Genomic DNA, 25,847 nt, shown 5'->3' on the forward strand with positions numbered 1-25,847 from the left:
GCCGCCCTGCGCTCAAAAAAAAAATGCCGACTCCATGGCCGGCATTTCTTATTTCGATGCGCAGATCAGCGGTGTGCCATCTCCACGTCATAGGCAGTATCGAAGACACTGCGATCAGTCTGCCCGAGCAACTGGCTGGTGATCGTCCCGGCGGTCATCGAGCCGTTGACGTTGAGCGCGGTACGGCCCATGTCGATCAGCGGTTCGATGGAGATCAGCAGTGCCACGAGCGTCACCGGCAAGCCCATCGCCGGCAGCACGATCAACGCTGCAAACGTGGCGCCGCCGCCCACACCCGCCACGCCGACCGAGCTGAGCGTGACCACCGCCACGAGCGTTGCAATCCATACAGGATCGAACGGGTTGATGCCCACGGTGGGCGCCACCATCACTGCCAGCATGGCGGGATACAGGCCTGCGCAGCCGTTCTGGCCAATGGTCGTGCCAAACGATGCGGCGAAGCTGGCAATCGACTCCGGCACGCCGATGCGCCGCGTCTGCGCCTCGATGCTCAGCGGAATGGTGGCCGCACTCGACCGGCTCGTGAACGCGAACGACAGCGCCGGCCAGACCTTGCGGAAGAAGCGAAGCGGATTGATGCCGTTGAGCGTGAGCAGCACGGCATGCACGCCGAACATGATCGCCAGACCCAGGTAAGACGCCACGACGAAACCGCCGAGCTTGATGATGTCCTGCACGTTGGACACGGCCACCACGTTCGTCATCAGCGCCAGCACGCCGTAAGGGGTCAGGCGAATGACGAGCCGCACCAGCTTCATCACCCAGGCCTGCGCGGTGTCGATGGCGGTCAGCACGCGCTCGCCCTTCACCGCATCATCCTTGAGCAGGTTCAAGGCAGCCACGCCGAGGAACGCCGCAAAGATCACCACGCCGATGATGGACGTCGGCTTGGCGCCGGTCAGTTCGGCAAACGGGTTCTTCGGAATGAAGGACTGCACCAGTTGCGGCACCGACAGGTCGGCCACCTTGCCGACATAGCTGTCCTGGATGGCGCTGAGCCGGGCGGTTTCCTTCGCGCCCTGCACCAGCCCTTGCGCCGTCAGGCCAAACAGGTGGGTGACGAACACGCCGACCAGCGCGGAGATCAGCGTCGTAAGCAGCAGCGTGCCGATCGTCAGCACGCTGATCTTGCCGAGCGACGCCGTGCTGTTGAGCCTGGCCACCGAATTCAGCACTGACACCAGCACGAGCGGCATGACGATCATCTGCAGTAACTGGATATAGCCGCCGCCAACGATGCCGAACCACGAGATCGACAGCTTGAGCGTCGCGCTGTCTTCGCCATAGATCAGATGCAGCGCCAGTCCGAACAGGATGCCCAGCATCATGCCCAGCAGCACACGTTTGGCCAGGCTCCAGCTCGCGTTCACACGGCCCAGAGCGATCAGGATGACGACGAACGTCGCGATATTGAGTAAGAGCGGAAGGTTCATGTTGCTTTGGTGTCGCACGCAGCGATCGAAAATCGTCTTCATGGACACACCCGGCTACGACCCCGTGTCGGCTACCGGCCAGGTCGTCGGCGGCGCCAACCTGATCTGCTTCACAACGGGCCGGGGGTCCACCTACGGCTGCAAGCCGGTGCGCTCCTTGAAGCTCGCCACCAACAGCGCGCTTTTCCGGCACATGGAGCTGGACATGGACTTCGATTGCGGCGGCATCGTCGATGGCCGCCTCAGCATTGCGCAAGCCGGCCAGACGCTGTTTCAGCTGATGCTGGCCACCGCCTCGGGCGATCGCACCAAGAGCGAACTCAACGGTCTGGGCGACAACGAGTTCGTGCCGTGGCAACTTGGCGCCGTCATGTAAGGCGTGTACTCGGCACGCCTCAGGGCAACGCGGCACGCAGCATCAAGAGCAATCCTGCCCCGATGGCAGCGACGCCAATGCAGCGGGCCATACGCTGTCCCGCAGGTGCCAGGCGCTCAAGCGTGATTGCCGCTGACACGGCAGCCATTGCGCGCAGATCCATCACGCCGGTCACCAACAGGATTGCCGTCAGCCCCGCGCACGACCCCGCGCAGCGCAGGCCAAGGCACAACCCAAATTGCCATGCCGTGCGCCCAGGCGTTTGCACTGCGCGGCACCGTGCAAGCTGGCGCGCCTTCCATGCGCTGAACTGCAGAGCGCCCGCCGCAAGAACCACCGCGCTGCTGGCAACTGGCGCCACCCGTGCCAGCACGGGCCACGTCATTTCAAGCTTCGCCAACGCCGCACCCAGCCCAAAGACCATCACGCCGATCAGGGCCCACACCGCGAAGTACCCGGCGCCTGCCAACGCCGTCAGCGCATCAACGTTCGGCTTGCCTGCCAGATGAAGCGCCACGCGATACTGCTGCAGCATCGGCAGCAATGACGGCAGCATCATCGCCGCCATCATCACCGTCCACATGCAAATGAAGGACGCAGCAAAGCTCCACCACGTCTGACCGCACATCGGCATCCAGGCCATCGGCATCTCGCTCATGGCGGGCATCGCGTTGCACCACGCCACTGTCGCCGTCGTGCTGGCGACGAACAGCAGCGCCGAGACGGCAAGGAAGCCGCGCTCGGACACCCCATGCTCGCGTGGCAGCTCAACGTTGCTGAGCGTATTCGTCATGGCGACGCCACCAGACACCGGTTTCGTTGCGGCCCAGCGGCGCGCGGTCCAGCCACTGGTATGCGCCCCACAAGCCGTCGAGCCCGCGCGCGTACGTGGAATACGTGTGATACACGACGCCGTCTTCCAGCACGAACGCACTCATGCCGGGCCGGTCGCGCACGTAGGTGGGCGCATCGGTGCCGCACATGCTGGCGAACTGCTGCACGGGTTCGGGCAAGTCGGATGCATCCATCACGTGGCTGCCGCGCACGTAGTTGTAGTCGGCGCTGCCGGCGCGCTGTTGCTCTTCCGAGATCGAGACGTTGAAATCGTAGTTGAAATCGCTACCCACCGATGATGCCCACGGAAAGCTCCAGCCCATCCGCTCGCGATACTCGATCAACTTGGCCAGCGGCCCGCGCGACACCGCCAGCAGGGTGACGTCGTGGTTCGCCAGATGCGTGACAAAGCCGTCAAAGCCGTCAGCGATCATCGAGCACGATGGGCAGCCCGCCTTGTAGTCCGGCCCGAACATGAAGTGATAGACCAGCAGTTGCGAACGTCCGCCAAACAGATCGGCAAGCGTCGCGCTGCCATTCTCGGTTTCAAAGCGGTAGCTTTTGTCGATGCGCACCCACGGCAGTGCCTGCCTGCGGCGCGCGAGTTCGTCGCTACGGCGCGTGAGTTCCTTCTCGGCCTTGAGCAGTTCAATGCGCTCTGCCAGCCAGGTTGCGCGGGTTGCTGTGGGGTGTGTTGCACTCATGCTTGCCTCCGTTTTGGGTGAGTGGTCGTGTGCTAGATTAGGCGCCGACCTCAAACGGCGGGAGTGACAAGTGTGGCGGGATTCGAATGGATTCATTGATCACGGCTGCAGCGCGCGCACTCGCTGCCGGTGACCCATTCGGAGCGCTGAACCGCGTCGCTCTGCGCGACGATGCCGCCGCGCTGGCTCTGCGTGGCATCGCCATGGCCCAGCTCGGTGATCTGGCGCGCGCCAAGCTCCTGCTACGTCGCGCGGCCCGCGCATTCGGCTCTCGAGAGGCAGTGGCACGCGCTCGCTGCATCGTTGCGGAAGCCGAAATCGCCCTCGCCTCGCGCGATCTTGGCTGGCCTGCCAAAACCCTCGACACGGCATGCGCCACGCTCGAGGCGCACGGCGACCACGTCAATGCCGCACACGCGCGGTATCTCAGCATCCGTCGCCTGCTGCTGATCGGCCGTCTGGACGACGCAGAAGCCGCGCTCGCCGCGCTAACGCCGGCGCATCTTCCTCCGGTCTTGCGGGCGGCACATGCGCTTGTCGTCGCCGGCATTGCCATCCGACGTTTGCAGACCGCTGCCGCACGGGCAGCCCTGAGCGATGCCGATCGCGCAGCACGCCAGGCCGGTATCCCGACGCTCAGCGCCGAAGTCGAACGCGCTGCCCTGGTCTTGAGCGCACCTGCTGCGCGGCTCATCTCCCGCGGCGAAGAGCGCGTGTTGCGCCTTGATGATGTCGAGGCTCTCTTTGCATCGGACGCGCTGGTGGTGGATGCGTGCCGGCTTGCCGTGAGGCAGGCCGATACAGTCGTCTCGCTCGCCACGCGGCCCGTTCTGTTTACGCTGGCACGTGCACTTGCAGAGGCGTGGCCGGAAGACGTGCCCAGAGACGGCCTCATCGCGGGGGCATTCCGCACCCGGCATCCCGACGAAACGCACCGCGTGCGCTTGCGCGTAGAGATCGGGCGTTTGCGCACCGCGCTTGGTGCGCTGGGCACGGTCAAAGCGACGAAGCACGGATTTGCACTGCAACCCCACGCGACGCAAGACGTCGTTGTTCTCGCACAGCCTGTCGACGAGCAATACGCCGCCGTGCTGGCGTGCCTCGCTGATGGGGAATCGTGGTCCAGCTCTGCATTGGCATTGGCGCTCGGGGCCAGCCAGCGCACCGTACAGCGCGCGCTCGACGCGTTGGCAGCCGCCGGCAAGGTGCAGTTCTTCGGACGCGGGCGCGCGCGCCGATGGGTGACGCCGCCGGTACCCGGATTCGCGACCACCTTGTTACTCCCCGCACCGCTGCCAAGTGACTAGGATGAAGACTCCACAACCGATTCCAGCGAGCCCAACATGAAGCGATCCACCGCCGAAGTCGTGCGCGAATACGGCCCCTTCCCTGGCGCAGAGAACGTCGGCGGCGTGACCTACGATGGTCAGCACGTCTGGTTTGCTGCCGGCGGTCAGCTGAAGGAACTCGACCCCGACAGCGGCAAGACGCAGCGCTCCATCGATGTACCGGCCCATGCCGGGACCGCGTTCGATGGGCGGCACCTGTTCCAGATTGCCGAAGACCGCATCCAGAAAATCGACCCGCAAACGGGCACCGTGCTCGCCACGATTCCGGCGCCGGGCGCGGGCGGAGACTCGGGCCTCGCCTGGGCCGAAGGCACGCTGTGGGTCGGCCACTACCGCGAGCGCAAGATCCGCCAGATCGATCCGGACACCGGCAAGGTATTGCGCACCATCGAATCCAACCGGTTCGTTACCGGCGTCACGTGGGTCGGCGGTGAGCTCTGGCACGGCACTTGGGAAGGCGATACGAGCGAGCTGCGGCACATCGATCCGCAAACCGGTGAAGTGCTGGAGCAGCTTGACATGCCGGCCGGCATGAACGTGTCGGGTCTCGAGTCGGATGGCGCCGATCAGTTCTTCTGCGGCGGCGGAACCACCGGGAAGATTCGCGCGGTGCGACGCCCCCGCAAGCAGGCGGCATAGGCGCGCTACGGGGCTTTCGGCAGCGGTTGCCGTTTATGTGATGCCGCAGCAGATTCATCTGCTGCCGCAAGAGCCTCAGACGCTGCGGCAAAGTGCGTCTTGGACACCTTAATGTTGCTACGAAAAAAAACCCCGCAGTGCGGGGTTTTTTCTTGGCAGATGCGACCGATCAGATCGCTTCGATCTTCGTGGCAGCCGGGCCCTTTTGGCCAACGCCTGCAACGTAGCGCACCTTCTGACCCTCTTGGAGGGACTTGAACCCGTTGCCCTGAACTTCAGAGAAGTGAGCGAAGAGATCGTTGCCGCCTGCGTCCGGGGTGATGAAGCCGAAGCCCTTGGAGTCGTTGAACCACTTTACTGTGCCGGTTTCCATGTTGGATATCCTAAAAAGTTCTGCATGAGCCTGTGCTCACCAGGCACGACAATCAAGGAAGAAACATGGAGCAAAGGAAGCACCGCTTGGCGTGACAACCCAGAACATCGGAGTAACTGCTTGAAGATCCTGCAGGGATGGTTTCTACAGACATTTCAGACCCGCGTCAACAAATAATTAGATAATCTGCCACCATTGACCCACCCCGCACCCCACCGCTGAGTCAGCACGCCACAGTGGGCATGCGCTCTTGAGAGAACCATTGGCATGACACTCTGCTCGGCTTGCGCCGCAATCGAACTCCATAAACGCGGCGCGCCAGGCCATGCTTTGCTCAGAATCACCGACACGCAACGCATCAAATCGCCCTCCGCGCGCGCAATCACCGTCAGCACGTTCTCGTGTCCCACATGCGGTGCGCGATGGGTCTATCGCGACGAAAAGAACGTGGACAACCAAGGCTGGTCACTGGAGGCGTAGACGCCGTTCGGGGTAGCTTTTTGGCAGACACTGGATAGCCAACTACAAGGACGAAAAAAAGCCCGCATAACGCGGGCTTCTTCCGACTTGGCAGGTGAACCTCACTCCCACTCGATCGTCGCAGGCGGCTTGCCCGACACGTCATACACGACCCGGCTCAAACCACGCACCTCGTTGATGATGCGGTTCGACACGCGGCTGGAAGCGTTGTCTGGTGCGGGTTCCCACGGTTTTAGTTCGTCTCTGTCCAAGCTCTGTCCAAAAGGGTCAGAGCAAATGAGTATCCGTCTACGTGGGAGCCGATTTCAGGTTCGTGTCACTGTCAATGGTCATACAGCCGCACAAAGCTTCGACACTCTAGCCGAGGCGCAGCGCTGGGAAGCGCACCAGAAGATCCTGCTGGAGCATGGTGTAGCTGGGCGAAGCAAGCCCGTAACGCCAACGGCCAAGATCTCGCTGGCCGATGCTATCGATCGGTACAGTATCGAAATTCTCCCCGGCAAACGAGGGCGCCGGTCGGAGCAGTACCTGTTGCGGTATTGGCGAAACTCGTCCCTTGGGAAGTGTCAGGTACGCTCGTGACAGTCATCCAGACTGGGCAAAGGTTGAGGCCGAGAAGACCGACAAGATTGTCGTGTTGCTGGAAAAGCTGGATGACCTCAAGGCGGGGCGGCTCGATGCTGAAGACCTCTCTGCGGCTTTGACCCGAAACGGTCAGCTTGGAGAGGCTTTCATGGCACTGGCGGGCAGTGACAGCGAATTCCAGACGGTGGGGCGAAACATCGAGCGCTTGAAGACGGCTCGGGAAAAGCTCAGAACCAAAGGCGGTGCTGCAGAGCGATCAAGGGTTCGTGAAGATGGACTGAAACTGCTGCGTGAACTGCTCGAACCGCTGGGTGTGACCTATGCGAAGAAGGATAGCCGTGGAAGGCAGGTGACCGATAACACCAAGCCGATCGTGCCGCCGACCTGGGATTTGCCGGAAATGATCCTCGTGCTTGAACGCCAGGCAGTCCGTCTACGAGCTTTGCCCAAAGGGCAGAAGGAGCCGGTCATCGTGGCATGGGACAACCCGCTCGATGGGCCACCGATGCCCCGCCAGGTATGCGAGAACTGTGTGTTCTTTCATCAGAACGCTTGCTGCCGGGGATTCTCAACTGATTGGCAAAGCTCCGCCGTTGAGGCTGTTGGCAGACGTTGCGATCAATTCAAGCGCTTCAAGATCGAACTGATGCTGCACTGACCCGTGCTCACACTCGTTCGCCCACGAGTTTTGAAATTTCGTGGGCGACTGAGCGCAGGAAGGCTATGCCGTTGCTGGTTTTTCGGCTGCGAGCATTTCCTAATATATATAGACACCAACAGAGAGCAGGCCATCGGCCCGGCTGAACCGTCTGCTCTTCCTGGGCTCGGATTCACAATGTTGGTTTCTCGTTAGACAAAACCTTGCCGGCAACGACTGAAGACACCAAGCAGGCACTGCGACCTACGGCAGGGGAAACAGGATCTGCTCATGGATATGGAGGGAGCCGCCATGAACTATGATGCATCTCGGTCTTTGAGTATTTTTCGCATCTTGTTTAGCGTGCTCAAATGCTCTCGTGTTACTGGTTGACCACGGTCATCAAATCCAGTCTGGCATTGCTTTTTCGCCATTTCGTACAGCTTGGCACCGAGCTCAAGTAGCTGCTCTCTATCGAACTGACGAAGGTACGCATTGATTTCGTTTGCGACTTCCTTAGATTCCCTGTTCATGATTAGCTCCATTGCATGCATTTCGTAACGGCTCGACACCGCCAATGAATGGCAGCCCGGGCCTCGCTAACGGTCCGGACAACTGGTTGGTGCAACCGCTTGTCCAGCCAACTTCGTGGTCTCATGCGGCTCCCTACCGCTGACCATGGAGTTCATGATGCGCATCAACACGAATAACAGGAAGGCACTGCCAGTCATGATCGAAGCCATGGAGAAGCCGTTGTGATCCACGGCCTAGGAACAGGCGATTCTCACAGACTCCGAAGAAGGGCACGTTCACGCCATCCGGGACTGGCGTCTAGCCTCCGCCCAGTGAGCGCAGTAGCGTCGGAACCTGAGCCTTGCTGGTGACCTGTACACGGGCCATGAGGGCGTGATCAACCCGCCTCAACCCATAGGTCTGAGCGATATCTTGTTGCAGCCGGCACCACAGATGGCTGGTCACCTCAGCATCGGCCATCGCTCGGTGAGCACGCCCGGCCTTTGGCAGTTGCAGCATATCCGCCAGTGTCGATAGCCTGTGATTTTGGGCATGCGGGTAGATGCGCCTCGACGCGAGCAGCGTACAAACAAAGGACTGGTCTGCCGAGACGCCCAGAAGATCGAGCTCAGCCCGCCAAAACTGTCTATCAAATGAGGCGTTGTGCGCCACCACTGGATGATTGCCGACAAACTGGGACGCTTCTCGCATCACAGTCTGGATGATCTGGTTGGTATCCGCTTTCACATGATCGAAGCGAGCCCACAAAATGTCCGGTTGCCGCACGAAATTGAGGCCCAAGCCAAACAACGGGCTGGCGATCAGGATGGGCAACGTGCTCGTTCTTGCGGCTTCGACTTCAGCCTCGGTGCTCTCAGGGCGGGACACGATCATCGCGTGGTCCGTCAAACCGTAACGCTCCATCAGAAGCCGGTACATCTCCATCTTGGACGTGTCGAGCAGCAGCACTAGGCGTGGCAAAGGCTCATTCCTGGCAAGCTTGCCCTCGAACTCTGCAAGCAGTGTTGCCAGGTCTGCATCAAACTGATCACTGGGCACGACTTCCAGCGGGTGGGCCTTCGATGAAGCAAACTCATAGCAACAGTAGTGCTCCGCTATCTGTCCTCCCAGCGCTCGCTTGCAGACCTCCGTCACAGCGTGACGTTGAACATCCGTTAACGTGCCTGTCAGCAACAGTGTCTGGCGAGCCTTGGATAAGGCCGATTCAAGGTATTCCAAGCGCTTGTTGCTTCCCATGCAGAGATCCAGACCTTGATGGATTTCATCGAGAATCAGCACATGAGGTAACCCCATGTCGTAGGCATTCTTCAGGAGTCTTGGCAGTGAATCGTAGGTGGTCACAATCACCCCGCTTCTGGGGAGGTTCGGTCCCCAAGCCTCGGTGTAGTAGACAGGGCTGAGACCGGCTGTGGCTAGGTCAGCTCGCATCTGATCGACCAACGTAATCATTGGCCCAGCATAGAAAACGATTAAACCCTGTGCGATCCAGGCCCGAATCCACTCGACCGCTGCCGTGGTCTTACCCGAGCCTGTCGGTGATAGGACCAACGACACCTTGGCTGTGGCGAAACCCGTCAACGGTGGCAGATAGCCGTCAACCAAATCTAGATGCTGGTGTGGCACTTCGGAGAACCAGTGAAGCTTATCCCGAACGTAGTCATGGGCCCCGGGCGACAACTCCTTGAGCGGCACGGTTTCACCATCACCATGACGAATGCCAAGCTGAGGGCGCTGCTTGTTGACGTACCACGAGCCAGGCGAACCCTCACCCTCAAAGAACAAGGTCAGATACTTTCTGTCACTGCTGAGCTTGGTATCGACCAAGGTGCGGCCTCGCCTGGCAGGCTGACCACTACGGTCTGGCGCAAAGCTGTACTGTGTGACAGCGATCTGTCCCCGAACGTTGGTCATCAGCGTCTTCGTCTTGTATCCGTGGATGCGCTTGTACTCGTTGACGAGCTGAGCCTTGAGTGCCTTGGCCTGACGCACAACGGTTTCGGGCAATTCAGGCACCGTGACAGACTGGTTGTTCTTGCGGACCAAGCCTTGCCGACTCTCGGGCGTGAGCTGACACACAACACCGTCACCAATGGTCGGCGCTGCGATGTAGTGGGCCTGAACTGGGCTATGCAGCAAAGCCGGGTCAACGCCAGGGAGCAACCCCACGACATCCCCTTTGTTCGCTCCCAGTTTGTAGAAGCCCGTCTCCATGCAGTGCAGTGACAGATAGGCCGCAAGCTGCTTGCCAGGAATACGGCGATCCAACCAGAAGAACAAATGAACATTCAACCCAGATTTGAGCGGAACGCCGTCTGCACCCAGGATTCCGGCACTGGCGCTGAACTGGTAGAAGTACGTGACGTCTCTGAACTCGGTCGGAAGCCTGCTAATCACCCATTCGATCGCTTCGGGCGACAACGGGTCCATACCGTCCGGCATCTTGATGTTGTCGAAGTCGAGCATCGCCCACGGAGAACCCTCCGGATGTTCTGCGAAGTTCTCCTTCGTCTTGCGTACCACCGTAGGAAGAGATCTAATCGGCAAGTCCCGGATCAGAATGCATTGACGGTTGGCGCTGTGCGATTCGACGATCCCGGCAAGTTCCTCGATTCCATTGGTTGGGACAGTTTTGACCGAGTACAGAAACGCATTTTGAAAATTTGCCTTCTGCACAGCCCCGGCCTCGTCCCGGTAGTAGCGTTTGTTGACCGGGCGATCCTGCGAGGTCAGGACCGTGACGTACGATCCGCCAGTCACGGTGGGGGCAGTAGCCGGCAGGGCGGGTGTGGACTTGGGTTGGAAGGAAACACTTGTCAGTAACGGAATTTCCTCCATGAAGATGGAGCTAAAATACATATATCAATCTTTTTTTAATTTCTGGCCCGATCGAATTCTCCCTTCGCCGGGCTTTTTTGTTTTTTGAAACGGTGGATACGAAGCCTACGCTTCACACCGAGTAGTGCTGTCAGATGGTCTTTCGCAGCGTTGCTACGGGCACGCCGACAAGCGCCGCCAGCCTTTGTGCGTAGTCATACTTCGGGACGTAGCCCTTGTTCTGCCAAGTGTTGACCGCTCGGCTCGACACACGCAACTCTGCCGCTACTCTGCTTGGACCGCCGGCAATTCGAACGGCGGAAATTACGTTGTTCTCTTTATTCATATTTAATTAAATGTGCCGTAAAATTTCAGCACAAATTCCTTTCTTGTATTTTAACTTTGAAAATATTTATTTCAATACTTTTAATGATTTTTTTAAAGAAAAATGCCAACAGCAGACGGCACATCCTGTGCATGCCCGCTCGGAGGCATCGATCTGACGAGAGGGTTGTGCAGCGGCGAAGCGTGAATTTGTTTGCAAGGCATCTTCCCATCCTCCCAACGGCAGTCAGACCTAGAGCTAGCGAGATGTGCCCCCCGGGAAGATGGGAGACAGAGAAGCAAAAAAAATCCCCGCTTGTGCCGGGGATCTTCCGTGCGATCAGGATGGCTGGTACACGGCAGCGCCCGGGCTTAGCGAAACCTGCCAGATCGTATGGCTCGACTTCCGAGAGCGGAAGCCGAGATTGGCCAGCGCTCGACCGAATCCAATCGACGTGCCGTGTGCCTGCCCGTGTGCAGCGCACCACCGACTGTAGACTCCAAACACATGGCTGGCAGGCATGCCGCTACCATTCGGAGCGTTGACCAGGCACTCCTCGGCAAACTGCTGGACCGGACTCGCCTCGCACCTGTAGTCACCAAGCGCTTGTGCTGACGAAGGGGGGATCGTGAACTCCCCGGCAGCCAAGAGTTCTCGAAGTCCATCAACGGCCCAAGCGATGATCCCGTCGAGCTCGCCAAGCAGTTCATCCAAGAGGCCAGGCTCTTGCTCCTCGGGGTTGAACTGCCGGTTGAACGTCAGGATAATCACCCGCCGAAAGAACCCATCCGACCGATCCGGCGTCTCGGGCATGGAATTGGTCGCAACAATGAGACGGCAGAAAGGCGTGATCGTGCACGAATCGCTGTACTTGCGCTCAGCCTCGACGGGATCACCTGACACAATTGCCTTGAGGTAACCATCCCCCTTAAGGGCCTGCGTCGGCAGATCAGGCGACAAGTTGGCGAGCTTACCTGCAAGCTCAACGCGAACAGCCGCCCGCCCAAGCCGGTTGAGCATGGCATGAGACACGTTCTCCTTGCCCAGCATGGCCTCAATGACTTTGCACAGTACCGATTTGCCGTTGGCTCCCCTTCCCAGCAAGAACAGCATCTTTTGGTAGGTAGTGTCCGGGATCAGCAAGTAGCCCATCCACTGGCGCAGGAACCGAATTCGCTGGTCACGATCCGGGTCGTCACGGAACACTTCTTCCAAGAAGCGCAGGAATCGCCTGCACTCAGCAGTAGGCGAGTAGATGGCCCCGATTCGGCTGAGCAAGCGGTGGTCCGGGCTATGAGGCCCAAATTCGCCTGTATCGACGTTCAGCGTGCCATCGTTGAAACACACAAGCCGCACGTTCAAGCGAAACGTATCGGGCGGCATCCGGCAGGCGTACTTGATGTACTTGAGCATCTGCTGAGCGTCAGACACCTTGATGCCGTACCCAAAGGTCTGCAACAAGCGCTGCATCAACTCCGCCTCGTCGATCAGCCGGAAGATGCCGTTGTCATATCCGTAGAACAGTTTGCCAACACAAGCCGCCCCTTCCGGGAATTGGGCGTCCAGGAAGGCACGAGCCACGATCCATTGGGACACCTTGCTGTACTTCCCGACCGCCGCCCACGCCTCCATATCCGATGGCCGTTCAGCATGAGTACCCACAGGCGTGACACAGCATTGCGAGGCTGGGCACCCATTGAAGCCTGCCCGCTGAATTTCGGCACAGGATCGGGTAGCTTGCCCGCCCGATACCTCTTCCCCGGTCTGCAGGCGCTGATAATGGCAAAGACTGGCCGGAGGAGCCAAAGCACCAAGCACCGGGACATAGCCTTCACGCATCGCCGAAGCGGATGTGTGCACACCATCGCCTCCTTCGACGGTAGGTTCAGCGTCATTTGCCGCACGAACCTCTGCCCCCTTGATACTTTCCGTTGTACCCGCAGGAGACAGCCGAAGCTCCTGCCCGAGGTCTTGGTTGTCGGAGGCGACTGCAAAGTGGCTAGCGCTCATACGACCCCCCGCTTGCCACGATGAGCAGCGATGCCGGGCAACTTCAGGTCGTGATGGGACCAGAGCGATTGCTGGAGCGATACGCTAGATGCCCACGGCAACGGGCAAAGCCAAACAATGGGGTCGGGTTCGCTGAAGGCGGTCAGCGCCGTTACTGCGGGAGCTCCGTGACTGGGCTCAATAGATACACCGTTCTTCATCATTTAGGTTCCTTTGTGCCTCAGGAACTTGGCTAACGAGGTCCGATGTGCATGGAGCATACGTGCGAAGTCCCCTTGGCAACACTACGGTTGTCAAAAGTGAACTCCACACGTGACAAGGAAGGCTGTTTGCCGACCTAGCAGGGGTGCTTCAGTGCTCGGCAACGAGTGTAGATGACATGACACCCTCACTGCAAGGGCAGTTGGCACCGGGACCACATTCGCCCCCCTGCCCCCCAGCGTTGACGATGGCCTCGATACCTTTGATTGCAAGCAGCACCCTCACCCACTCCCGCCCATCGCAGGGCTACGCGAAGCTGGCGAAAGTCTTAGAATGCAAAACGGCTTGGCAATCACCAAGCCGTTCTTGTCCAAATCTTGTCCAAATTTGAGCTTGGACGGAGGACGAACTGAACCGAGAACCCTGTGCTGGGCGATTGGGGTGCCACCGAATGTTGGACTAGACAGGCGGCTTAACCCATTGATTTATCGGAATTTTCACTCCCACTCGATCGTCGCAGGCGGCTTGCCCGACACGTCATACACGACCCGGCTCAAACCACGCACCTCGTTGATGATGCGGTTCGACACGCGGCCCAGCAGGGCGTACGGCAGATGCGCCCAATGTGCGGTCATGAAGTCGGTGGTCTGCACTGCACGCAGCGCCGTCACGTAGTCGTATGTGCGGCCATCGCCCATCACGCCGACGGACTTGATCGGCAGGAACACCGCAAACGCCTGGCTGGTCAGGTCGTACCAGCTCTTGCCAACATCGCCTTCGCCGCACAGGCCGGCGGCCGCATCCTGCGCCGTGGCCTTCGTGCCGCGCAGCTCTTCGATGAAGATCGCATCGGCACGGCGCAGCAGGTCTGCATATTCACGCTTGACCTCACCCAGAATGCGCACGCCCAGGCCAGGCCCCGGGAACGGGTGGCGATACACCATCTCGTGCGGCAGGCCCAGCGCCACACCCAGCTCGCGGACTTCATCCTTGAACAGGTCGCGCAGCGGCTCGAGCAGCTTCAGGCCCAGCGTCTCCGGCAGGCCGCCCACGTTGTGGTGGCTCTTGATCGTCGTCGCCTTCTTGGTCTTGGTGCCGCCCGATTCCACCACATCCGGGTAGATCGTGCCCTGCGCCAGCCACTTGGCGTTGCTGAGTTTCTTGGCTTCGGCCTGGAACACTTCAACGAACTCGCGGCCGATGATCTTGCGCTTGGCTTCGGGGTCAGTCACGCCAGCCAGATGGCCGAGGAACTGCTCGGACGCATCCACATGCACAACCTTGGCATGCAGGCGGCCGGCGAACATGTCCATCACCATCTTGCCTTCGTCCAGGCGCAGCAGGCCATGGTCGACAAACACGCAGGTCAGCTGGTCGCCAATGGCGCGGTGGATCAGCGCCGCCGCCACCGAAGAATCGACGCCACCCGACAGGCCGAGGATCACCTCTTCATCGCCCACCTGCTCGCGGATCGCCTTGACGGCCTCGTCGATGTGATCGCGCATGACCCAGTCGGGCTTGGCGCCAGCGATCTCCAGCACAAAGCGCTCGAGCAGCGCGCGGCCCTGCACGGTGTGCGTGACTTCCGGGTGGAACTGCACCGCGTAGTAGCCACGCGCCTCGTCGGCCATGCCCGCGACGGGGCAGCTCGGCGTCGAGGCCAGCAGCTTGAAGCCCGGTGGCAGCTCTGTGACCTTGTCGCCGTGGCTCATCCACACCTTGAGCATGCCGTGGCCTTCGGGCGTAGCGAAGTCCTGGATGTCCTTGAGCAGGCGGGTGTGGCCATGCGCGCGCACTTCGGCGTAACCGAATTCGCGGTGGTCGCTCCACTCCACCTTGCCGCCAAGCTGCACGGCCATGGTCTGCATGCCGTAGCAGATGCCCAGCACCGGCACGCCCAGGTCCCACACGGCCTGCGGGGCGCGCAGTTGATGATCTTCGTACGTGCTGGCGTGGCTGCCGGACAGGATGATCGCCTTGGGCGCGAATTCGCGCACGAAGGCGTCGGACACGTCGTTCGGATGGATTTCGCAGTAGACGTGTGCTTCACGCACGCGCCGCGCAATCAGTTGCGTGACCTGCGAGCCGAAATCAAGGATGAGGACTTTGTCGTGCATGTTGTGGAGGAATGGAATCGGCAATCGTGTCGACTTCAGTGCCGGGGCCGTAGCCCGGAGGCGGCATGTAGCCAGGTTCTTTGCGTTGCGCCTTTTCTGCGCGTTCGCGTTCGCGCGCGGCCGCGGCGTCTTCACGGGCCTTCTGCGCGCGCACGCGCTCATGGGTGCGCACACGGCGCGAGGCGGGAATCTGCACTGCGGAAAACGCCGCCAGCACCGCCGCAAACGTCGGCAGCCAGATGCGGCCGGCGCCCTCCACCGGCAGGTGGAAGAACAGCAGCCAGACAATCACCAGCACGGCGACCGCCAGGTTCAGATGACCGACTACCTGGGCCACAGCGGTCGTCAGTTGCCCGTTGACGGTGGCGTGCCACAGCAGCCAGGCCACGCCAATCAGCGTGACGCCGAGCAGCTGGCCGTACATCGCCGGTTCCGGCTGCGGCAATTGCAGCGCGCCGAAGATGGACGTCATCGGTGAAGCCAGCAGGACGAGACCGACGCACAGTGCGACAGCCGCATCCAGAAACAGAACGAGTCGCAAAAGCGCTTTCATCATCGTCTCCAGTTGCGGGCGGCCGCCCGTGCCTCGGCCACCGGTTGAATCGGCCGGAGCGCCCGCGCGCCCCGGCGGCAGTACTGCTTGCCTTCTATCTTGTTTGTTGTTTGCGATGATCGACAAGCGATCAGTCGCGGTGATAGTTCGGCGCTTCCTTCGTGATCTGCACGTCGTGCACGTGCGATTCGTTCATGCCCGCGGCGGTGATCTCGACAAACTGGGCCTTCTCGTGCCATTCGGCGATCGACGCGCAACCGCAGTAGCCCATCGACGAGCGGACGCCGCCCGTGAGTTGATGCACGATGGGCAGTGCCGAACCCTTGTACGGCACGCGCCCTTCGATACCTTCGGGCACCAGCTTGTCGACGTTGGCGGTGTTGTCTTCCTGGAAGTAACGGTCGGCAGCGCCGTCCTTCATCGCGCCAACCGAGCCCATGCCGCGGTAGCTCTTGTACGAGCGCCCCTGGAACAGGAACACCTCACCGGGAGATTCGTCCGTGCCGGCAAACATGCCGCCCATCATCACGGTGTGTGCGCCGGCAGCCAGTGCCTTGGCCACATCGCCCGAGTAGCGGATACCGCCGTCGGCGATCAGCGGAACGCCGGTGCCCTTGAGGGCCTCGGCCACATTGGACACGGCAAAGATCTGCGGCACGCCCACGCCCGCGACAATCCGTGTCGTGCAGATCGAACCCGGGCCGATACCAACCTTGACGCCATCCGCGCCATGGTCGACCAGCGCCCTGGCCGCGTCGCCCGTGGCGATGTTGCCGCCGATCACCTGCACTTGCGGGTAGTTGTCCTTGATCCAGCGCACGCGGTTCAGCACGCCCTGGCTGTGGCCGTGCGCGGTGTCGACCACGATCACGTCCACGCCCGCCTTGACCAGCAAATCGATACGCAGATCGTTATCCGGACCCACGCCCACCGCCGCACCCACGCGCAGCGAACCGCGCTCGTCCTTCGAGGCCAGCGGGTATTCGGTGGCCTTCTGGATATCCTTGACGGTGATCAGGCCGCGCAGCTCGAAAGCCTCGCCCACCACCAGCACACGCTCCAGGCGGTGCTTGTTCATCAGGCGCTTGGCCTCTTCCAGCGAGGCGCCTTCCTTGACGGTGACGAGCTTCTCGCTCGGCGTCATCTTGGCGCGCACCGGGGCGTCCAGTTCTTCTTCGAAACGCAGATCGCGGTTGGTGATGATGCCCACCACCTTCTTGCCTTCCAGCACCGGGAAACCCGAGATGCCGTGCTGTGCCGACAGCGCCATCACGTCGCGGACCTTCATGTCCGGGCCGATCGTGATCGGATCGCGCAGCACGCCCGATTCAAAGCGCTTGACCTTGGCGACTTCGCGCGCCTGTTCTTCGGGCTTCAGGTTCTTGTGGACGATACCGATGCCACCTTGCTGCGCCATAGCGATGGCGAGCCGCGCTTCCGTAACCGTATCCATGGCGGCGGAGACGAGCGGAATGGCAAGTTCGATCGAACGGGTGAGCTTGGTGCGAAGGGACGTATCGCGGGGCAGGACGGCCGAGTAGGCCGGGACGAGCAGCACATCATCGAACGTGAGTGCTTTCTGGACAAGACGCATAGCAATTTCCTCTAGGCGCAAAATCGGATTATACGGGAATTCGCCCCACGGTTGTAGAGACCCGTGCTATGCTCGATAAATTTTTCTTCGCGCACGCACCTACAGCACCCTGCGCCACCAGCGGCCGCGCAGAATCAGCCTCGCGAGTGTTCGAATGGGAATTGGCGTATTGTGCGCCCTGCTGGCCGGGGCGATGTGGGGCATGGTCTTTATTGCTCCGCGCGCGCTGCCCGCGTTTTCACCGTGGGAACTGACCCTCGGCCGCTACCTCGCCTACGGCGTCATCGCAGCCATTGCCGCTGCCCCGATCCTTCCGCGCATTGCCCGCAAAATTACCCGCGCCGACTGCTTGGCGCTGGTCAGGCAATCCTGCAGCGGCAACCTTGTCTATTTTGTTTTCGTGGCGTTTGGCGTGCAGCTGGCTGGTGTTGCGCCCACCTCGCTGATCGTTGGCATTCTGCCCATCACAATCACCATGCTTGGCCGGCGCGATCATGGCGCCGTGCCGCTCTCCCGGCTGATCTGGCCGCTCCTGGTTGTCGCTGCCGGCATCGCCTGCATCAACGTTGACCTGTTCGGCCAGACAGCGGCAACGGCGGCCACCAACATCCGGCCGGTCTGGCAACGCATTGTTGGCATCGCTTGCGCGGCAGGCGCGCTTTTCAGCTGGACGTGGTACGCCTTGGACAACGCCCGCTACCTGCAGCGCAATCCGCATTTCTCCAGCAACGAATGGTCTGCGCTGTACGGCATTTCGAGCGGCATCCTGTCTGCCGCCTTGACCATGGCGGCCCTGCTTGCAGTCGGCACAAGCTGGATGGATACCGGCGGACGCGTCTGGGGCACGTTCTGGACCGTGAACGCTGCCGTGGCACTGGGCGCGTCGCTGATCGGCAACAATCTGTGGAACATCGCCTCCCGGCGGCTGCCGCTCACGCTGTCGGGCCAGATGATCGTGTTCGAGACCCTGTTCGCGCTGGCATATGGCTTTGTGTACGACGATCGCTGGCCGCGCCCGCTTGAGATGGCCGCAATCGCCTTGCTGATCTTGGGTGTCGGCTGGTCGGTGCGCTTGCACGCCAACAAGAAGTCTGCATAAACTGGGCGCCTTGCCGGGGGGCGAGTCGACAGGCCAAGCCAGGCCGTCGGCCTAGATTGGCGAGTGGCGATCACGCCACCGGGCTCCCGTGCGCGTCGAGGGGCCGTCGTCGGGTCGGCCAGCGCGCCGTCGGCAGTCCACGAACGAGAACTCCATGAAACGACTGCACGTCCTGTTGCCTGCCACTGCGGCCCTGATCGCCCTCGCTTGCCCGGTTGCCCAGGCGCAATGGGCCTGGCAATGGCGCGATGACAAGGGCCACATGGTCTACAGCGACGCCGCACCGCCACCGTCGGTGCCGCCCAGCCGCATCATCCGCAACCCGAACAGCCGCACGGCCACGGCCTATGAAGCGCTGTCCGCGCCGGCCTCGGGCGTCAAAGCGGCAGACCCTAATGCGCCCGCCAAACCCGGTCAGCCAGCCTCGAGCGTCGCCGCGCCCAACCCTGACGAAGAACTGCGCAAGCGCCTGGCCGATCGCGCAAAGAAGGAACAGGAGGAAGCCAGGCAGGCTGACGCTGCGCAGCGCAAGCAAGCCGAATGCGCACGCCTGCGCAACGAAACCACGTATATGCAAGACGGCCGCCGCGTCGGCTCGGTGCAGGCCGATGGCTCAATCGCCTACTTGGATGACACCCAGCGCGCCGCAGCCGTCCAGCGCAACCAGGCTGCCCTCAGCGCCAACTGCAACTGATCGCTCTTTATTCGAGGACGTCGTCTTTGGGCGGCGCCTCGTTGCGCAGCCACTTCAGCCCTTCGCGCGTGCCGGTGGCCCGCACCTTCTGCACGCGCCGCCGGCGTGCAGTTTTTGGATCGGCGATCAGCGGACCCAGGATTTCCACTCGATCGCGCGCATGCAATGCGGCATCCGGCGTCTTGCGCTTGCCGTAAACGCCCAGCCGGCAGGTATCGATGGTCAGATCCAGGCCGTTGAGCAAGCCGGACGCATGCACGGCGTCAGCCACCGTCGCCTGCGCCGGCACTTGCACGTTGACGAGCCGCGGCGGCGTGACCGTCGCCAGGCAGACCATCACGTCAATCACGGTACCGGATTCAGGACTCGCCATACACCGCCTCGGCGCGTTTGACGAATGAGTCGACGAAGGTGTTGGCAATCATGCTGAACACCGGGCCGATCAGCTTTTCCAGAATGACGCTGGAAAACTCGTAATGCAGATGGAAGTTGATCTTGCAGGCGTCCGCGCGCAGCGGCGTGAAGATCCAGAACCCGGTGAACGACTTGAAAGGCCCGTCAGCGAACGTCATATCAATGCGGGTGGGCCGCGTTTGTACGTTACGCGTGCGAAAGAACTGATGGATGCCTTTGAAGGCGATATCCACGCGCGCGTCGAGTGACGTTTCCGTCTGCTCGTAGATTTCCACGCCGCCGCACCATGGCAGGAAGTTCGGATAGTCTTTGACGTCGGTGACCAGGTCGAACATCTGTTCGGCCGAGTGGCCAATCAACACGGTTTTTTCAACGTCTGCCATGCGTGATCCGAAAGCTTTGCGCGCCGCGTCCCGGTTGGGATTGCGGCGGATTTGTTAAACTCGCTATTTTATCGCAGCGCATGCAGGGATCCTCACCCCAATGCGCGCACCGCATATTCCAACGTATGACCATCGCCGACAACAAGAAGGCCTTTTTCGATTATTTCATCGAAGAGCGCTACGAGGCAGGGATGGCTCTCGAGGGCTGGGAGGTGAAAGCCATCCGGGCCAACCGTGCGCAGATCAAGGAAGGTTACGTCGTCATTCGTAACGCCGAGCTGTTCCTGATCGGGGCCCATATCAGCCCGCTGCAATCGGCCTCCACGCATGTCCATCCGGACCCCGTGCGCACCCGCAAACTGCTGCTGCACGCCGAAGAGATCAAGAAGCTCATCGGCAAGGTCGAGCAGCGTGGCTACACGCTCGTTCCGCTCAACCTGCACTACACGCGCGGCCGCGTGAAGTGCGAAATCGGCCTCGCCAAGGGCAAGAAGCAGTTCGACAAGCGCGAAACCGAGAAGGACCGCGACTGGCAGCGCGAAAAAGCCCGCCTCATGCGCGAGAAGGCTTGAGCCCTCCCGCTCCGAACTTTACGCGCTCGGCCGCTGCTGCTTCACGATCGTCAACGCTGACGCAATCATCGTGCTCAGGTCGCCCATGTTCCCCGGCACGATGAGCGTGTTGCCCTGCTTGGCCAGGTTGCCGAACGCGCTCACATACTCTTCCGCCACTTTCAGGTTGACGGCATCGACACCGCCCTCGGTGCGAATGGCCTGACCGATCTTCTGGATCGCCTGGGCGTTCGCTTCGGCCACCGCCAGAATCGCCGCCGCTTCGCCCTGCGCCTTGTTGATGGCAGCCTGCCTTTCCCCTTCCGATTTCTGGATGGCGGCCTCGCGCGCACCGGATGCCAGGTTGATCTGCTCCTGGCGCTTGCCTTCGGATGCGGCGATCAGCGCACGCTTTTCGCGTTCGGCCGTGATCTGCGCCTGCATGGCGTGCAGGATTTCCTTCGGCGGGGTCAGATCCTTGATTTCGTAGCGCAGCACCTTCACCCCCCAGTTCGATGCCGCCTCATCCAGCGCATTGACCACGCTGTGGTTGATGAAGTCACGCTCTTCGAACGTCTTGTCCAGTTCGAGCTTGCCGACCACCGAGCGCAGCGTCGTCTGCGCCAGCTGGGTGATGGCGATCACGAAATTGCTGGAGCCATACGATGCCCGCATCGGGTCGGTCACCTGGAAGTACAGGATGCCGTCCACCTGCAGCTGCGTGTTGTCCTTGGTGATACAGATCTGGCTCGGCACGTCGAGCGGGATTTCCTTGAGCACGTGCTTGTAAGCCACGCGATCAACAAAGGGCAGCACGATATTGAGCCCCGGCGAGAGCGTTGCGTGATACTTGCCCAGCCGCTCCAGAATCCAGGCGTGCTGTTGCGGCACGATCTTGACGCCTTGTGCAATGAGCACGATGGCGGCAAACAGGACGATGATCGCGAGAGTCCCCAGCTCGAACATAGAACCTCCGTGGTTGGGCTTGCTGGTTGTTGTTGGTTGTTGCTGATGGCTATCTGGGCGCGACAACAAGCACGTTGCCACGTACTTCGACGATCCGGAATTCGCCACCCGTGGCCGGCGCGTGCGGCGCGAGTTCGACATCCCACGCGGCGCCGCGATATTGCACGCGCGCGCGGCGCTCCGGCGACCAGGCATCGACGCGCAACATCTCGCCAATGTCCAGATTGACGTTGCGATTGCGGGCGGCATTCTCGCGCGTGACGCGCCCATAGCGCGTACGCCGCAGCCCGACGATGCCGAATACCGCCACGATGGCGGCAACGATCGCCTGCGCAGGGAATGCGAGGCCGATCAGCGCGGCAAGGCCGCCTGCGAGCAGGCCGATTGCCACCATCAGCAGATAGAAGGTCCCCGTCATCAGCTCGCCGATGACGAGCAGCACGGCCAGAGAAAACCAGACGGTCAGAGCCGACATACCCCCTCTCCCTGAATCCCATAAAAAAACCCCCGCGACGCTAGACGTCTGCGGGGGCATGTCGCTCGGCCCCCGCCAGCGTTGGACGCCGTCGGGCACTTCGCGTTCTTGTTGGCGCGTACCCTTCAGAATACGCGCCTTGTCTTACGGCACTCTAGGTCGGAATCAAGCCGAGCCCAGCTTCTGCCACGTGTCGATCACGGAGTCCGGGTTCAGCGAGATCGACGAGATGCCTTCCTTGGCCAGCCACTCGGCAAAATCCGGATGGTCGGACGGGCCTTGACCGCAGATGCCGACGTACTTGTTCATCGACAGCGCCGTGGAAATGGCACGCTGCAGCATGAACTTGACTGCCGGATCGCGCTCGTCAAAGTCGCGGGCGAGCAGCTCCATGCCGGAGTCGCGGTCCAGACCCAGCGTGAGCTGCGTCAGGTCGTTCGAACCGATCGAGAAACCGTCGAAATGCTGCAGGAATTGCTCGGCCAGGATCGCGTTGGACGGCACTTCGCACATCATGATCAGGCGCAGGCCGTTCTCACCGCGCTTCAGGCCGTACTTGGCCAGCAGCTCGACAACCTTCTCAGCCTGGCCGAGCGTACGCACGAACGGCACCATCACTTCGACGTTGGTCAGGCCCATCTCGTCGCGCACGCGCTTCATGGCACGGCACTCCATCTCGAAGGCTTCGGCAAAGTCTTCGGCGATGTAGCGCGAGGCGCCACGGAAACCCAGCATCGGGTTTTCTTCGTCCGGCTCGTAGCGGGAACCGCCAATCAGCTTCTTGTACTCGTTGGACTTGAAGTCCGACAGGCGCACGATCACGGGTTTCGGATAGAACGCCGCTGCGATGGTGGCAATGCCCTCGGCCAGCTTGTCGACATAGAACGCACGCGGGCTGGCATGGCCGCGGGCCACGCTTTCCACAGCCTTCTTCAGGTCGCTGTCGACTTGCGGGTAGTCGAGAATCGCCTTCGGGTGCACGCCGATGTTGTTATTGATGATGAACTCAAGGCGGGCCAAGCCCACGCCACCGTTCGGAATCTGGCAGAAGTCGAACGCCAGCTGCGGATTGCCGACGTTCATCATGATCTTGGTGCTGATCGGCGGCATTTCGCCACGCTGGACTTCCGTGATTTCGGTTTCCAGCAGGCCGTCGTAGATCTTGCCTTCGTCGCCTTCGGCGCACGAGACCGTCACCAGCGTGCCGTCCTTCAGCAGGTCGGTCGCATCGCCGCAGCCCACGACTGCCGGCACACCCAGCTCACGCGCGATGATGGCCGCGTGGCAGGTACGGCCGCCACGGTTGGTGACGATGGCTGAGGCGCGCTTCATCACCGGCTCCCAGTTCGGGTCGGTCATGTCGGCCACCAGCACGTCGCCGGGCTGCACGCGTTCCATTTCAGCCGGGTCGTTGATCACACGCACCGGGCCCGTGCCGATCTTCTGGCCGATGGCGCGGCCGGTGGTCAGCACCGGCGCTGAGCCCTTGAGGCGGAAACGCTGCTCGACCTTGCCGTGTGCCTGGCTCTTCACCGTTTCGGGGCGGGCCTGCAGGATGTAGATCTTGCCGTCGCGGCCGTCGCGGCCCCACTCGATATCCATCGGGCGGCCGTAGTGCTTCTCGATGATGACGGCGTACTTGGCCAGTTCCGTCACGTCCGCATCGCTGATGGAGTAGCGGTTGCGAAGCTCGCCCGGCACGTCGACGGTCTTCACGCGGCCTGCTTCGCCCGGCGCGGTGAACTCCATCTTGATCAGCTTGGAACCGATCGAGCGGCGGATGATGGGGTACTGGCCGGCGGCCAGCGTAGGCTTGAAGACGTAGAACTCGTCCGGGTTCACAGCGCCCTGCACCACCGTTTCGCCCAGGCCGTAGCTGGAGGTGATGAAAACGACATCCTGGAAGCCCGATTCGGTGTCGATGGTGAACATCACGCCCGAGGCGCCGCAGTCCGAGCGCACCATACGCTGGATGCCGGCAGACAGGGCCACCACGTCATGGGCGAAACCCTTGTGCACGCGGTACGAAATCGCACGGTCGTTGTACAGCGAGGCGAACACGTGCTTGATCTTGTCGAGCACGTCGTCGATGCCGAGGACGTTGAGATAGCTCTCTTGCTGGCCGGCGAACGAAGCATCCGGCAGATCTTCCGCCGTGGCCGACGAGCGCACCGCAAACGATGCCTCAGCGCCTTCGCGGGCGGACACGCGAGCGTACGACTCGCGAATCTCCTGCTCCAGACGCGGCTGGAACGGCGCGGTGGCGACCCATTCGCGGATCTCCTTGCCGGCGGCCGCCAGCGCCTTGACGTCGTCGACGTCGAGGCTGGCCAGACGCTGCGAGATGCGCTCGGTCAGGTTGTTGTGTGCAAGGAAATCGCGGAACGCCAGTGCCGTGGTGGCAAAACCGCCCGGAACGCGCACGCCGGCGCCGTCCAGCTGGGAGATCATCTCGCCCAGCGAAGCGTTTTTACCGCCGACGACCTCGACATCGGTCATCCGCAATTGCTCGAACGGCAGCACATAGGCGCCGTCTTGCGACAGGTTAGTCATACAAGCCCCTAAACTAAGTGAAAAACCGGTCGGATCCGCACGGGGCTTTCTTCTTGTCGTCTGGCCGTACGAATCGCTTGGCTAAATCATCCGGAAGCCCTGCCAGGATTGCAGCTGCGGCATTGCCTGACAGGCGATTGGCCCGAATTGCTTAGCTAAACGATCGCCGCTATTCTACCGTGCCGCAGCACGATTTCCTGCCGGCGTGCTGGAAAAACCCCTCGTTTTCGATGACCGACCTCGCCTCCGCATCTTCCAGCCGGACACCTTTCCGGACCGTTTTCATCGTGTCGGATGGCACCGGGATCACCGCAGAAACCTTCAGCCACTCGATCCTGGCGCAGTTTGAGATGAAATTCCGCCAGGTGCGGATTCCGTTTGTCGACACGATCGACAAGGCGCATGTTGCGGTCGCCAAGATCAATGAGGCGTTCCACGCCGAAGGGGTGAGGCCGATCGTCTTCACCACGTTGGTGGATGCCGAGGCAAACGAGATCGTCCATCGGGCCAAGGCCACCATCCTGGACATGTTCCAGACCTTCATCGAGCCGCTCGAGAAGGAACTGAACCTGAAGTCCACCCACGCCATCGGCCGCTTTCACCAGAACGCCGACACCGAGGCGTATAAAAACCGCATCGAAGCGATCAACTTTTCACTTGCTCACGATGACGGCCAGTCACACAAGAATCTGGCCGAAGCGGATGTGATTTTGGTGGGGGTGTCGCGCAGCGGCAAGACGCCGACCAGCCTGTACCTGGCGATGCAGTACGGCGTGAAATCGGCCAATTACCCGCTGATTCCGGACGATTTCGAGCGCGGCAAGCTGCCCACCGTGCTGTACGACTACAAGAGCAAGATTTTTGGGCTGTCGATCGATCCTCAGCGCTTGTCGGAAATCCGCAATGAACGTCGCCCAGGCAGCAAATATGCCGCGCTGGAGAATTGCCGCTACGAGATCAATGAAGCCGAATCGATGATGCGGCGCGAGGGCATCAAATGGCTGTCGTCAACGCACAAGTCGATCGAGGAAATTGCCACGACGATCCTGCAGGACGTCAAGATGGATCACAACAACTACTGAGCGTGGAATCGCCCCGCAAACAAAACGGCCGGCATTGCACCGGCCGTTTTG

The 25,847-nt window shown here is 61.3% G+C and carries 23 protein-coding genes and 3 pseudogenes; 9 read left to right on the plus strand and 17 right to left on the minus strand.

Annotated features, from left to right (window positions below; genetic code table 11):
- Window positions 1-65: 65 nt before the first annotated feature.
- Complete coding sequence (locus tag ACUXH0_RS13730; protein ID WP_182594136.1) at window positions 66-1,454, minus strand: L-cystine transporter; 1,389 nt, start codon at window positions 1,452-1,454, stop codon at window positions 66-68.
- A gap of 31 nt (window positions 1,455-1,485) precedes the next feature.
- Between ACUXH0_RS13730 and ACUXH0_RS13735 the strand changes: the two are divergent.
- Window positions 1,486-1,830: pseudogene (locus ACUXH0_RS13735) on the plus strand (altronate dehydratase); the annotation flags it as partial.
- A gap of 19 nt (window positions 1,831-1,849) precedes the next feature.
- On the opposite strand, the gene ACUXH0_RS13740 reads toward ACUXH0_RS13735, so the two are convergent.
- Window positions 1,850-2,623 (minus strand): DUF2182 domain-containing protein, encoded by a 774-nt coding sequence (locus ACUXH0_RS13740; RefSeq protein WP_012435476.1) that lies wholly within the window; start codon window positions 2,621-2,623, stop codon window positions 1,850-1,852.
- Complete coding sequence (locus tag ACUXH0_RS13745) at window positions 2,598-3,368, minus strand: DUF899 domain-containing protein (RefSeq protein WP_012435475.1); 771 nt, start codon at window positions 3,366-3,368, stop codon at window positions 2,598-2,600. The genes ACUXH0_RS13740 and ACUXH0_RS13745 overlap by 26 nt, the downstream gene beginning before the upstream one ends.
- Window positions 3,369-3,454: 86 nt before the next feature.
- Here ACUXH0_RS13745 and ACUXH0_RS13750 point away from each other — a divergent pair, with 86 nt between their 5' ends.
- Together ACUXH0_RS13750 and ACUXH0_RS13755 are read left to right on the plus strand one after the other, a co-directional pair.
- Window positions 3,455-4,675 (plus strand): helix-turn-helix domain-containing protein, encoded by a 1,221-nt coding sequence (locus tag ACUXH0_RS13750; protein ID WP_182594135.1) that lies wholly within the window; start codon window positions 3,455-3,457, stop codon window positions 4,673-4,675.
- A 36-nt stretch (window positions 4,676-4,711) separates the two neighbouring features.
- Window positions 4,712-5,356 carry a Vgb family protein gene (locus ACUXH0_RS13755; protein WP_012435473.1) on the plus strand — a complete coding sequence of 215 codons (645 nt, stop codon included), beginning with the start codon at window positions 4,712-4,714 and terminating at the stop codon, window positions 5,354-5,356.
- A 169-nt stretch (window positions 5,357-5,525) separates the two neighbouring features.
- On the opposite strand, the gene ACUXH0_RS13760 is transcribed toward ACUXH0_RS13755, so the two are convergent.
- A complete protein-coding gene (locus ACUXH0_RS13760; protein WP_004626726.1) occupies window positions 5,526-5,729 on the minus strand; it encodes a cold-shock protein in 204 nt (67 codons plus the stop codon).
- 267 nt (window positions 5,730-5,996) lie between these two features.
- Here ACUXH0_RS13760 and ACUXH0_RS13765 point away from each other — a divergent pair, with 267 nt between their 5' ends.
- Window positions 5,997-6,209, plus strand: coding sequence for a hypothetical protein (locus ACUXH0_RS13765; protein ID WP_004626724.1), 213 nt, complete (start codon window positions 5,997-5,999; stop codon window positions 6,207-6,209).
- A 101-nt stretch (window positions 6,210-6,310) separates the two neighbouring features.
- On the opposite strand, the gene ACUXH0_RS13770 is transcribed toward ACUXH0_RS13765, so the two are convergent.
- Entirely contained in the window at window positions 6,311-6,493 is a 183-nt protein-coding gene (locus ACUXH0_RS13770; protein ID WP_310735969.1) for a GMP synthase (glutamine-hydrolyzing), read from the minus strand.
- Between the two features lie 350 nt (window positions 6,494-6,843).
- Between ACUXH0_RS13770 and ACUXH0_RS13775 the strand changes: the two genes are divergently transcribed.
- Window positions 6,844-7,452: a hypothetical protein gene (locus ACUXH0_RS13775; protein ID WP_182594134.1), complete on the plus strand. Its 609-nt coding sequence runs from the start codon at window positions 6,844-6,846 to the stop codon at window positions 7,450-7,452.
- Window positions 7,453-7,748: 296 nt separating this feature from the next.
- Here ACUXH0_RS13775 and ACUXH0_RS13780 read toward each other — a convergent pair whose 3' ends face one another.
- From ACUXH0_RS13780 to guaB, 7 genes and pseudogenes are all read right to left on the minus strand, one after another.
- Window positions 7,749-7,964 carry a hypothetical protein gene (locus tag ACUXH0_RS13780; protein WP_182594133.1) on the minus strand — a complete coding sequence of 72 codons (216 nt, stop codon included), beginning with the start codon at window positions 7,962-7,964 and terminating at the stop codon, window positions 7,749-7,751.
- A gap of 298 nt (window positions 7,965-8,262) precedes the next feature.
- Window positions 8,263-8,667, minus strand: a pseudogene (locus ACUXH0_RS13785) (3'-5' exonuclease); the annotation flags it as partial.
- A gap of 456 nt (window positions 8,668-9,123) precedes the next feature.
- A pseudogene (locus tag ACUXH0_RS13790) lies at window positions 9,124-10,821 on the minus strand (DEAD/DEAH box helicase family protein); the annotation flags it as partial.
- A 622-nt stretch (window positions 10,822-11,443) separates the two neighbouring features.
- Complete coding sequence (locus ACUXH0_RS13795; protein WP_182594131.1) at window positions 11,444-13,114, minus strand: DNA primase family protein; 1,671 nt, start codon at window positions 13,112-13,114, stop codon at window positions 11,444-11,446.
- Window positions 13,115-13,812: 698 nt separating this feature from the next.
- Entirely contained in the window at window positions 13,813-15,432 is a 1,620-nt protein-coding gene (guaA, locus tag ACUXH0_RS13800) for a glutamine-hydrolyzing GMP synthase (RefSeq protein ID WP_012435472.1), read from the minus strand.
- On the minus strand, window positions 15,407-15,985 hold the full coding sequence (locus ACUXH0_RS13805) for a hypothetical protein (protein WP_012435471.1): 579 nt from the start codon (window positions 15,983-15,985) through the stop codon (window positions 15,407-15,409). Before ACUXH0_RS13805 ends, guaA begins: the two co-directional genes overlap by 26 nt.
- 130 nt (window positions 15,986-16,115) lie before the next feature.
- The gene (guaB, locus tag ACUXH0_RS13810) at window positions 16,116-17,579 is read right to left on the minus strand and encodes an IMP dehydrogenase (RefSeq protein ID WP_012435470.1); all 1,464 of its coding nucleotides are present in this window, start codon (window positions 17,577-17,579) and stop codon (window positions 16,116-16,118) included.
- Window positions 17,580-17,733: 154 nt separating this feature from the next.
- Between guaB and ACUXH0_RS13815 the strand changes: the two genes are divergently transcribed.
- Window positions 17,734-18,678, plus strand: coding sequence for a DMT family transporter (locus ACUXH0_RS13815; RefSeq protein ID WP_012435469.1), 945 nt, complete (start codon window positions 17,734-17,736; stop codon window positions 18,676-18,678).
- A gap of 154 nt (window positions 18,679-18,832) precedes the next feature.
- A complete protein-coding gene (locus tag ACUXH0_RS13820) occupies window positions 18,833-19,372 on the plus strand; it encodes a DUF4124 domain-containing protein (protein ID WP_012435468.1) in 540 nt (179 codons plus the stop codon).
- Window positions 19,373-19,379: 7 nt separating this feature from the next.
- Here ACUXH0_RS13820 and ACUXH0_RS13825 read toward each other — a convergent pair whose 3' ends face one another.
- Both ACUXH0_RS13825 and ACUXH0_RS13830 read right to left on the minus strand, forming a co-directional pair.
- On the minus strand, window positions 19,380-19,745 hold the full coding sequence (locus ACUXH0_RS13825; protein WP_012435467.1) for an RnfH family protein: 366 nt from the start codon (window positions 19,743-19,745) through the stop codon (window positions 19,380-19,382).
- Complete coding sequence (locus ACUXH0_RS13830) at window positions 19,732-20,169, minus strand: type II toxin-antitoxin system RatA family toxin (RefSeq protein WP_012435466.1); 438 nt, start codon at window positions 20,167-20,169, stop codon at window positions 19,732-19,734. The genes ACUXH0_RS13825 and ACUXH0_RS13830 overlap by 14 nt, the downstream gene beginning before the upstream one ends.
- A gap of 125 nt (window positions 20,170-20,294) precedes the next feature.
- Between ACUXH0_RS13830 and smpB the strand changes: the two genes are divergently transcribed.
- The gene (gene smpB, locus ACUXH0_RS13835; RefSeq protein ID WP_012435465.1) at window positions 20,295-20,741 is read left to right on the plus strand and encodes an SsrA-binding protein SmpB; all 447 of its coding nucleotides are present in this window, start codon (window positions 20,295-20,297) and stop codon (window positions 20,739-20,741) included.
- 18 nt (window positions 20,742-20,759) lie between these two features.
- Here smpB and ACUXH0_RS13840 read toward each other — a convergent pair whose 3' ends face one another.
- From ACUXH0_RS13840 to ppsA, 3 genes are all read right to left on the minus strand, one after another.
- Entirely contained in the window at window positions 20,760-21,686 is a 927-nt protein-coding gene (locus ACUXH0_RS13840) for an SPFH domain-containing protein (protein ID WP_012435464.1), read from the minus strand.
- 49 nt (window positions 21,687-21,735) lie between these two features.
- Window positions 21,736-22,161 (minus strand): NfeD family protein, encoded by a 426-nt coding sequence (locus tag ACUXH0_RS13845; RefSeq protein WP_004626707.1) that lies wholly within the window; start codon window positions 22,159-22,161, stop codon window positions 21,736-21,738.
- Between the two features lie 165 nt (window positions 22,162-22,326).
- Window positions 22,327-24,714 (minus strand): phosphoenolpyruvate synthase, encoded by a 2,388-nt coding sequence (gene ppsA, locus ACUXH0_RS13850; protein WP_004626706.1) that lies wholly within the window; start codon window positions 24,712-24,714, stop codon window positions 22,327-22,329.
- 230 nt (window positions 24,715-24,944) lie between these two features.
- Here ppsA and ppsR point away from each other — a divergent pair, with 230 nt between their 5' ends.
- The gene (gene ppsR / locus ACUXH0_RS13855) at window positions 24,945-25,796 is read left to right on the plus strand and encodes a posphoenolpyruvate synthetase regulatory kinase/phosphorylase PpsR (protein ID WP_012435463.1); all 852 of its coding nucleotides are present in this window, start codon (window positions 24,945-24,947) and stop codon (window positions 25,794-25,796) included.
- Window positions 25,797-25,847 lie beyond the last annotated feature (51 nt).

This window comes from Ralstonia sp. 110700041-2 (assembly GCF_056280165.1).

Excerpts from the sequence above, each read along its gene's own strand:
- ACUXH0_RS13730 (WP_182594136.1), bottom strand. The coding sequence starts at position 1,454 with ATGAACCTTCCGCTCTTACTCAATATCGCGACGTTCGTCGTCATCCTG.
- ACUXH0_RS13740 (WP_012435476.1), bottom strand. The coding sequence starts at position 2,623 with ATGACGAATACGCTCAGCAACGTTGAGCTGCCACGCGAGCATGGGGTG.
- ACUXH0_RS13745 (WP_012435475.1), bottom strand. The coding sequence starts at position 3,368 with ATGAGTGCAACACACCCCACAGCAACCCGCGCAACCTGGCTGGCAGAG.
- ACUXH0_RS13750 (WP_182594135.1), top strand. The coding sequence starts at position 3,455 with ATGGATTCATTGATCACGGCTGCAGCGCGCGCACTCGCTGCCGGTGAC.
- ACUXH0_RS13755 (WP_012435473.1), top strand. The coding sequence starts at position 4,712 with ATGAAGCGATCCACCGCCGAAGTCGTGCGCGAATACGGCCCCTTCCCT.
- ACUXH0_RS13760 (WP_004626726.1), bottom strand. The coding sequence starts at position 5,729 with ATGGAAACCGGCACAGTAAAGTGGTTCAACGACTCCAAGGGCTTCGGC.
- ACUXH0_RS13765 (WP_004626724.1), top strand. The coding sequence starts at position 5,997 with ATGACACTCTGCTCGGCTTGCGCCGCAATCGAACTCCATAAACGCGGC.
- ACUXH0_RS13780 (WP_182594133.1), bottom strand. The coding sequence starts at position 7,964 with ATGAACAGGGAATCTAAGGAAGTCGCAAACGAAATCAATGCGTACCTT.
- ACUXH0_RS13795 (WP_182594131.1), bottom strand. The coding sequence starts at position 13,114 with ATGAGCGCTAGCCACTTTGCAGTCGCCTCCGACAACCAAGACCTCGGG.
- guaA (WP_012435472.1), bottom strand. The coding sequence starts at position 15,432 with ATGCACGACAAAGTCCTCATCCTTGATTTCGGCTCGCAGGTCACGCAA.
- ACUXH0_RS13805 (WP_012435471.1), bottom strand. The coding sequence starts at position 15,985 with ATGAAAGCGCTTTTGCGACTCGTTCTGTTTCTGGATGCGGCTGTCGCA.
- guaB (WP_012435470.1), bottom strand. The coding sequence starts at position 17,579 with ATGCGTCTTGTCCAGAAAGCACTCACGTTCGATGATGTGCTGCTCGTC.
- ACUXH0_RS13815 (WP_012435469.1), top strand. The coding sequence starts at position 17,734 with ATGGGAATTGGCGTATTGTGCGCCCTGCTGGCCGGGGCGATGTGGGGC.
- ACUXH0_RS13820 (WP_012435468.1), top strand. The coding sequence starts at position 18,833 with ATGAAACGACTGCACGTCCTGTTGCCTGCCACTGCGGCCCTGATCGCC.
- ACUXH0_RS13825 (WP_012435467.1), bottom strand. The coding sequence starts at position 19,745 with ATGGCGAGTCCTGAATCCGGTACCGTGATTGACGTGATGGTCTGCCTG.
- ACUXH0_RS13830 (WP_012435466.1), bottom strand. The coding sequence starts at position 20,169 with ATGGCAGACGTTGAAAAAACCGTGTTGATTGGCCACTCGGCCGAACAG.
- smpB (WP_012435465.1), top strand. The coding sequence starts at position 20,295 with ATGACCATCGCCGACAACAAGAAGGCCTTTTTCGATTATTTCATCGAA.
- ACUXH0_RS13840 (WP_012435464.1), bottom strand. The coding sequence starts at position 21,686 with ATGTTCGAGCTGGGGACTCTCGCGATCATCGTCCTGTTTGCCGCCATC.
- ACUXH0_RS13845 (WP_004626707.1), bottom strand. The coding sequence starts at position 22,161 with ATGTCGGCTCTGACCGTCTGGTTTTCTCTGGCCGTGCTGCTCGTCATC.
- ppsA (WP_004626706.1), bottom strand. The coding sequence starts at position 24,714 with ATGACTAACCTGTCGCAAGACGGCGCCTATGTGCTGCCGTTCGAGCAA.
- ppsR (WP_012435463.1), top strand. The coding sequence starts at position 24,945 with ATGACCGACCTCGCCTCCGCATCTTCCAGCCGGACACCTTTCCGGACC.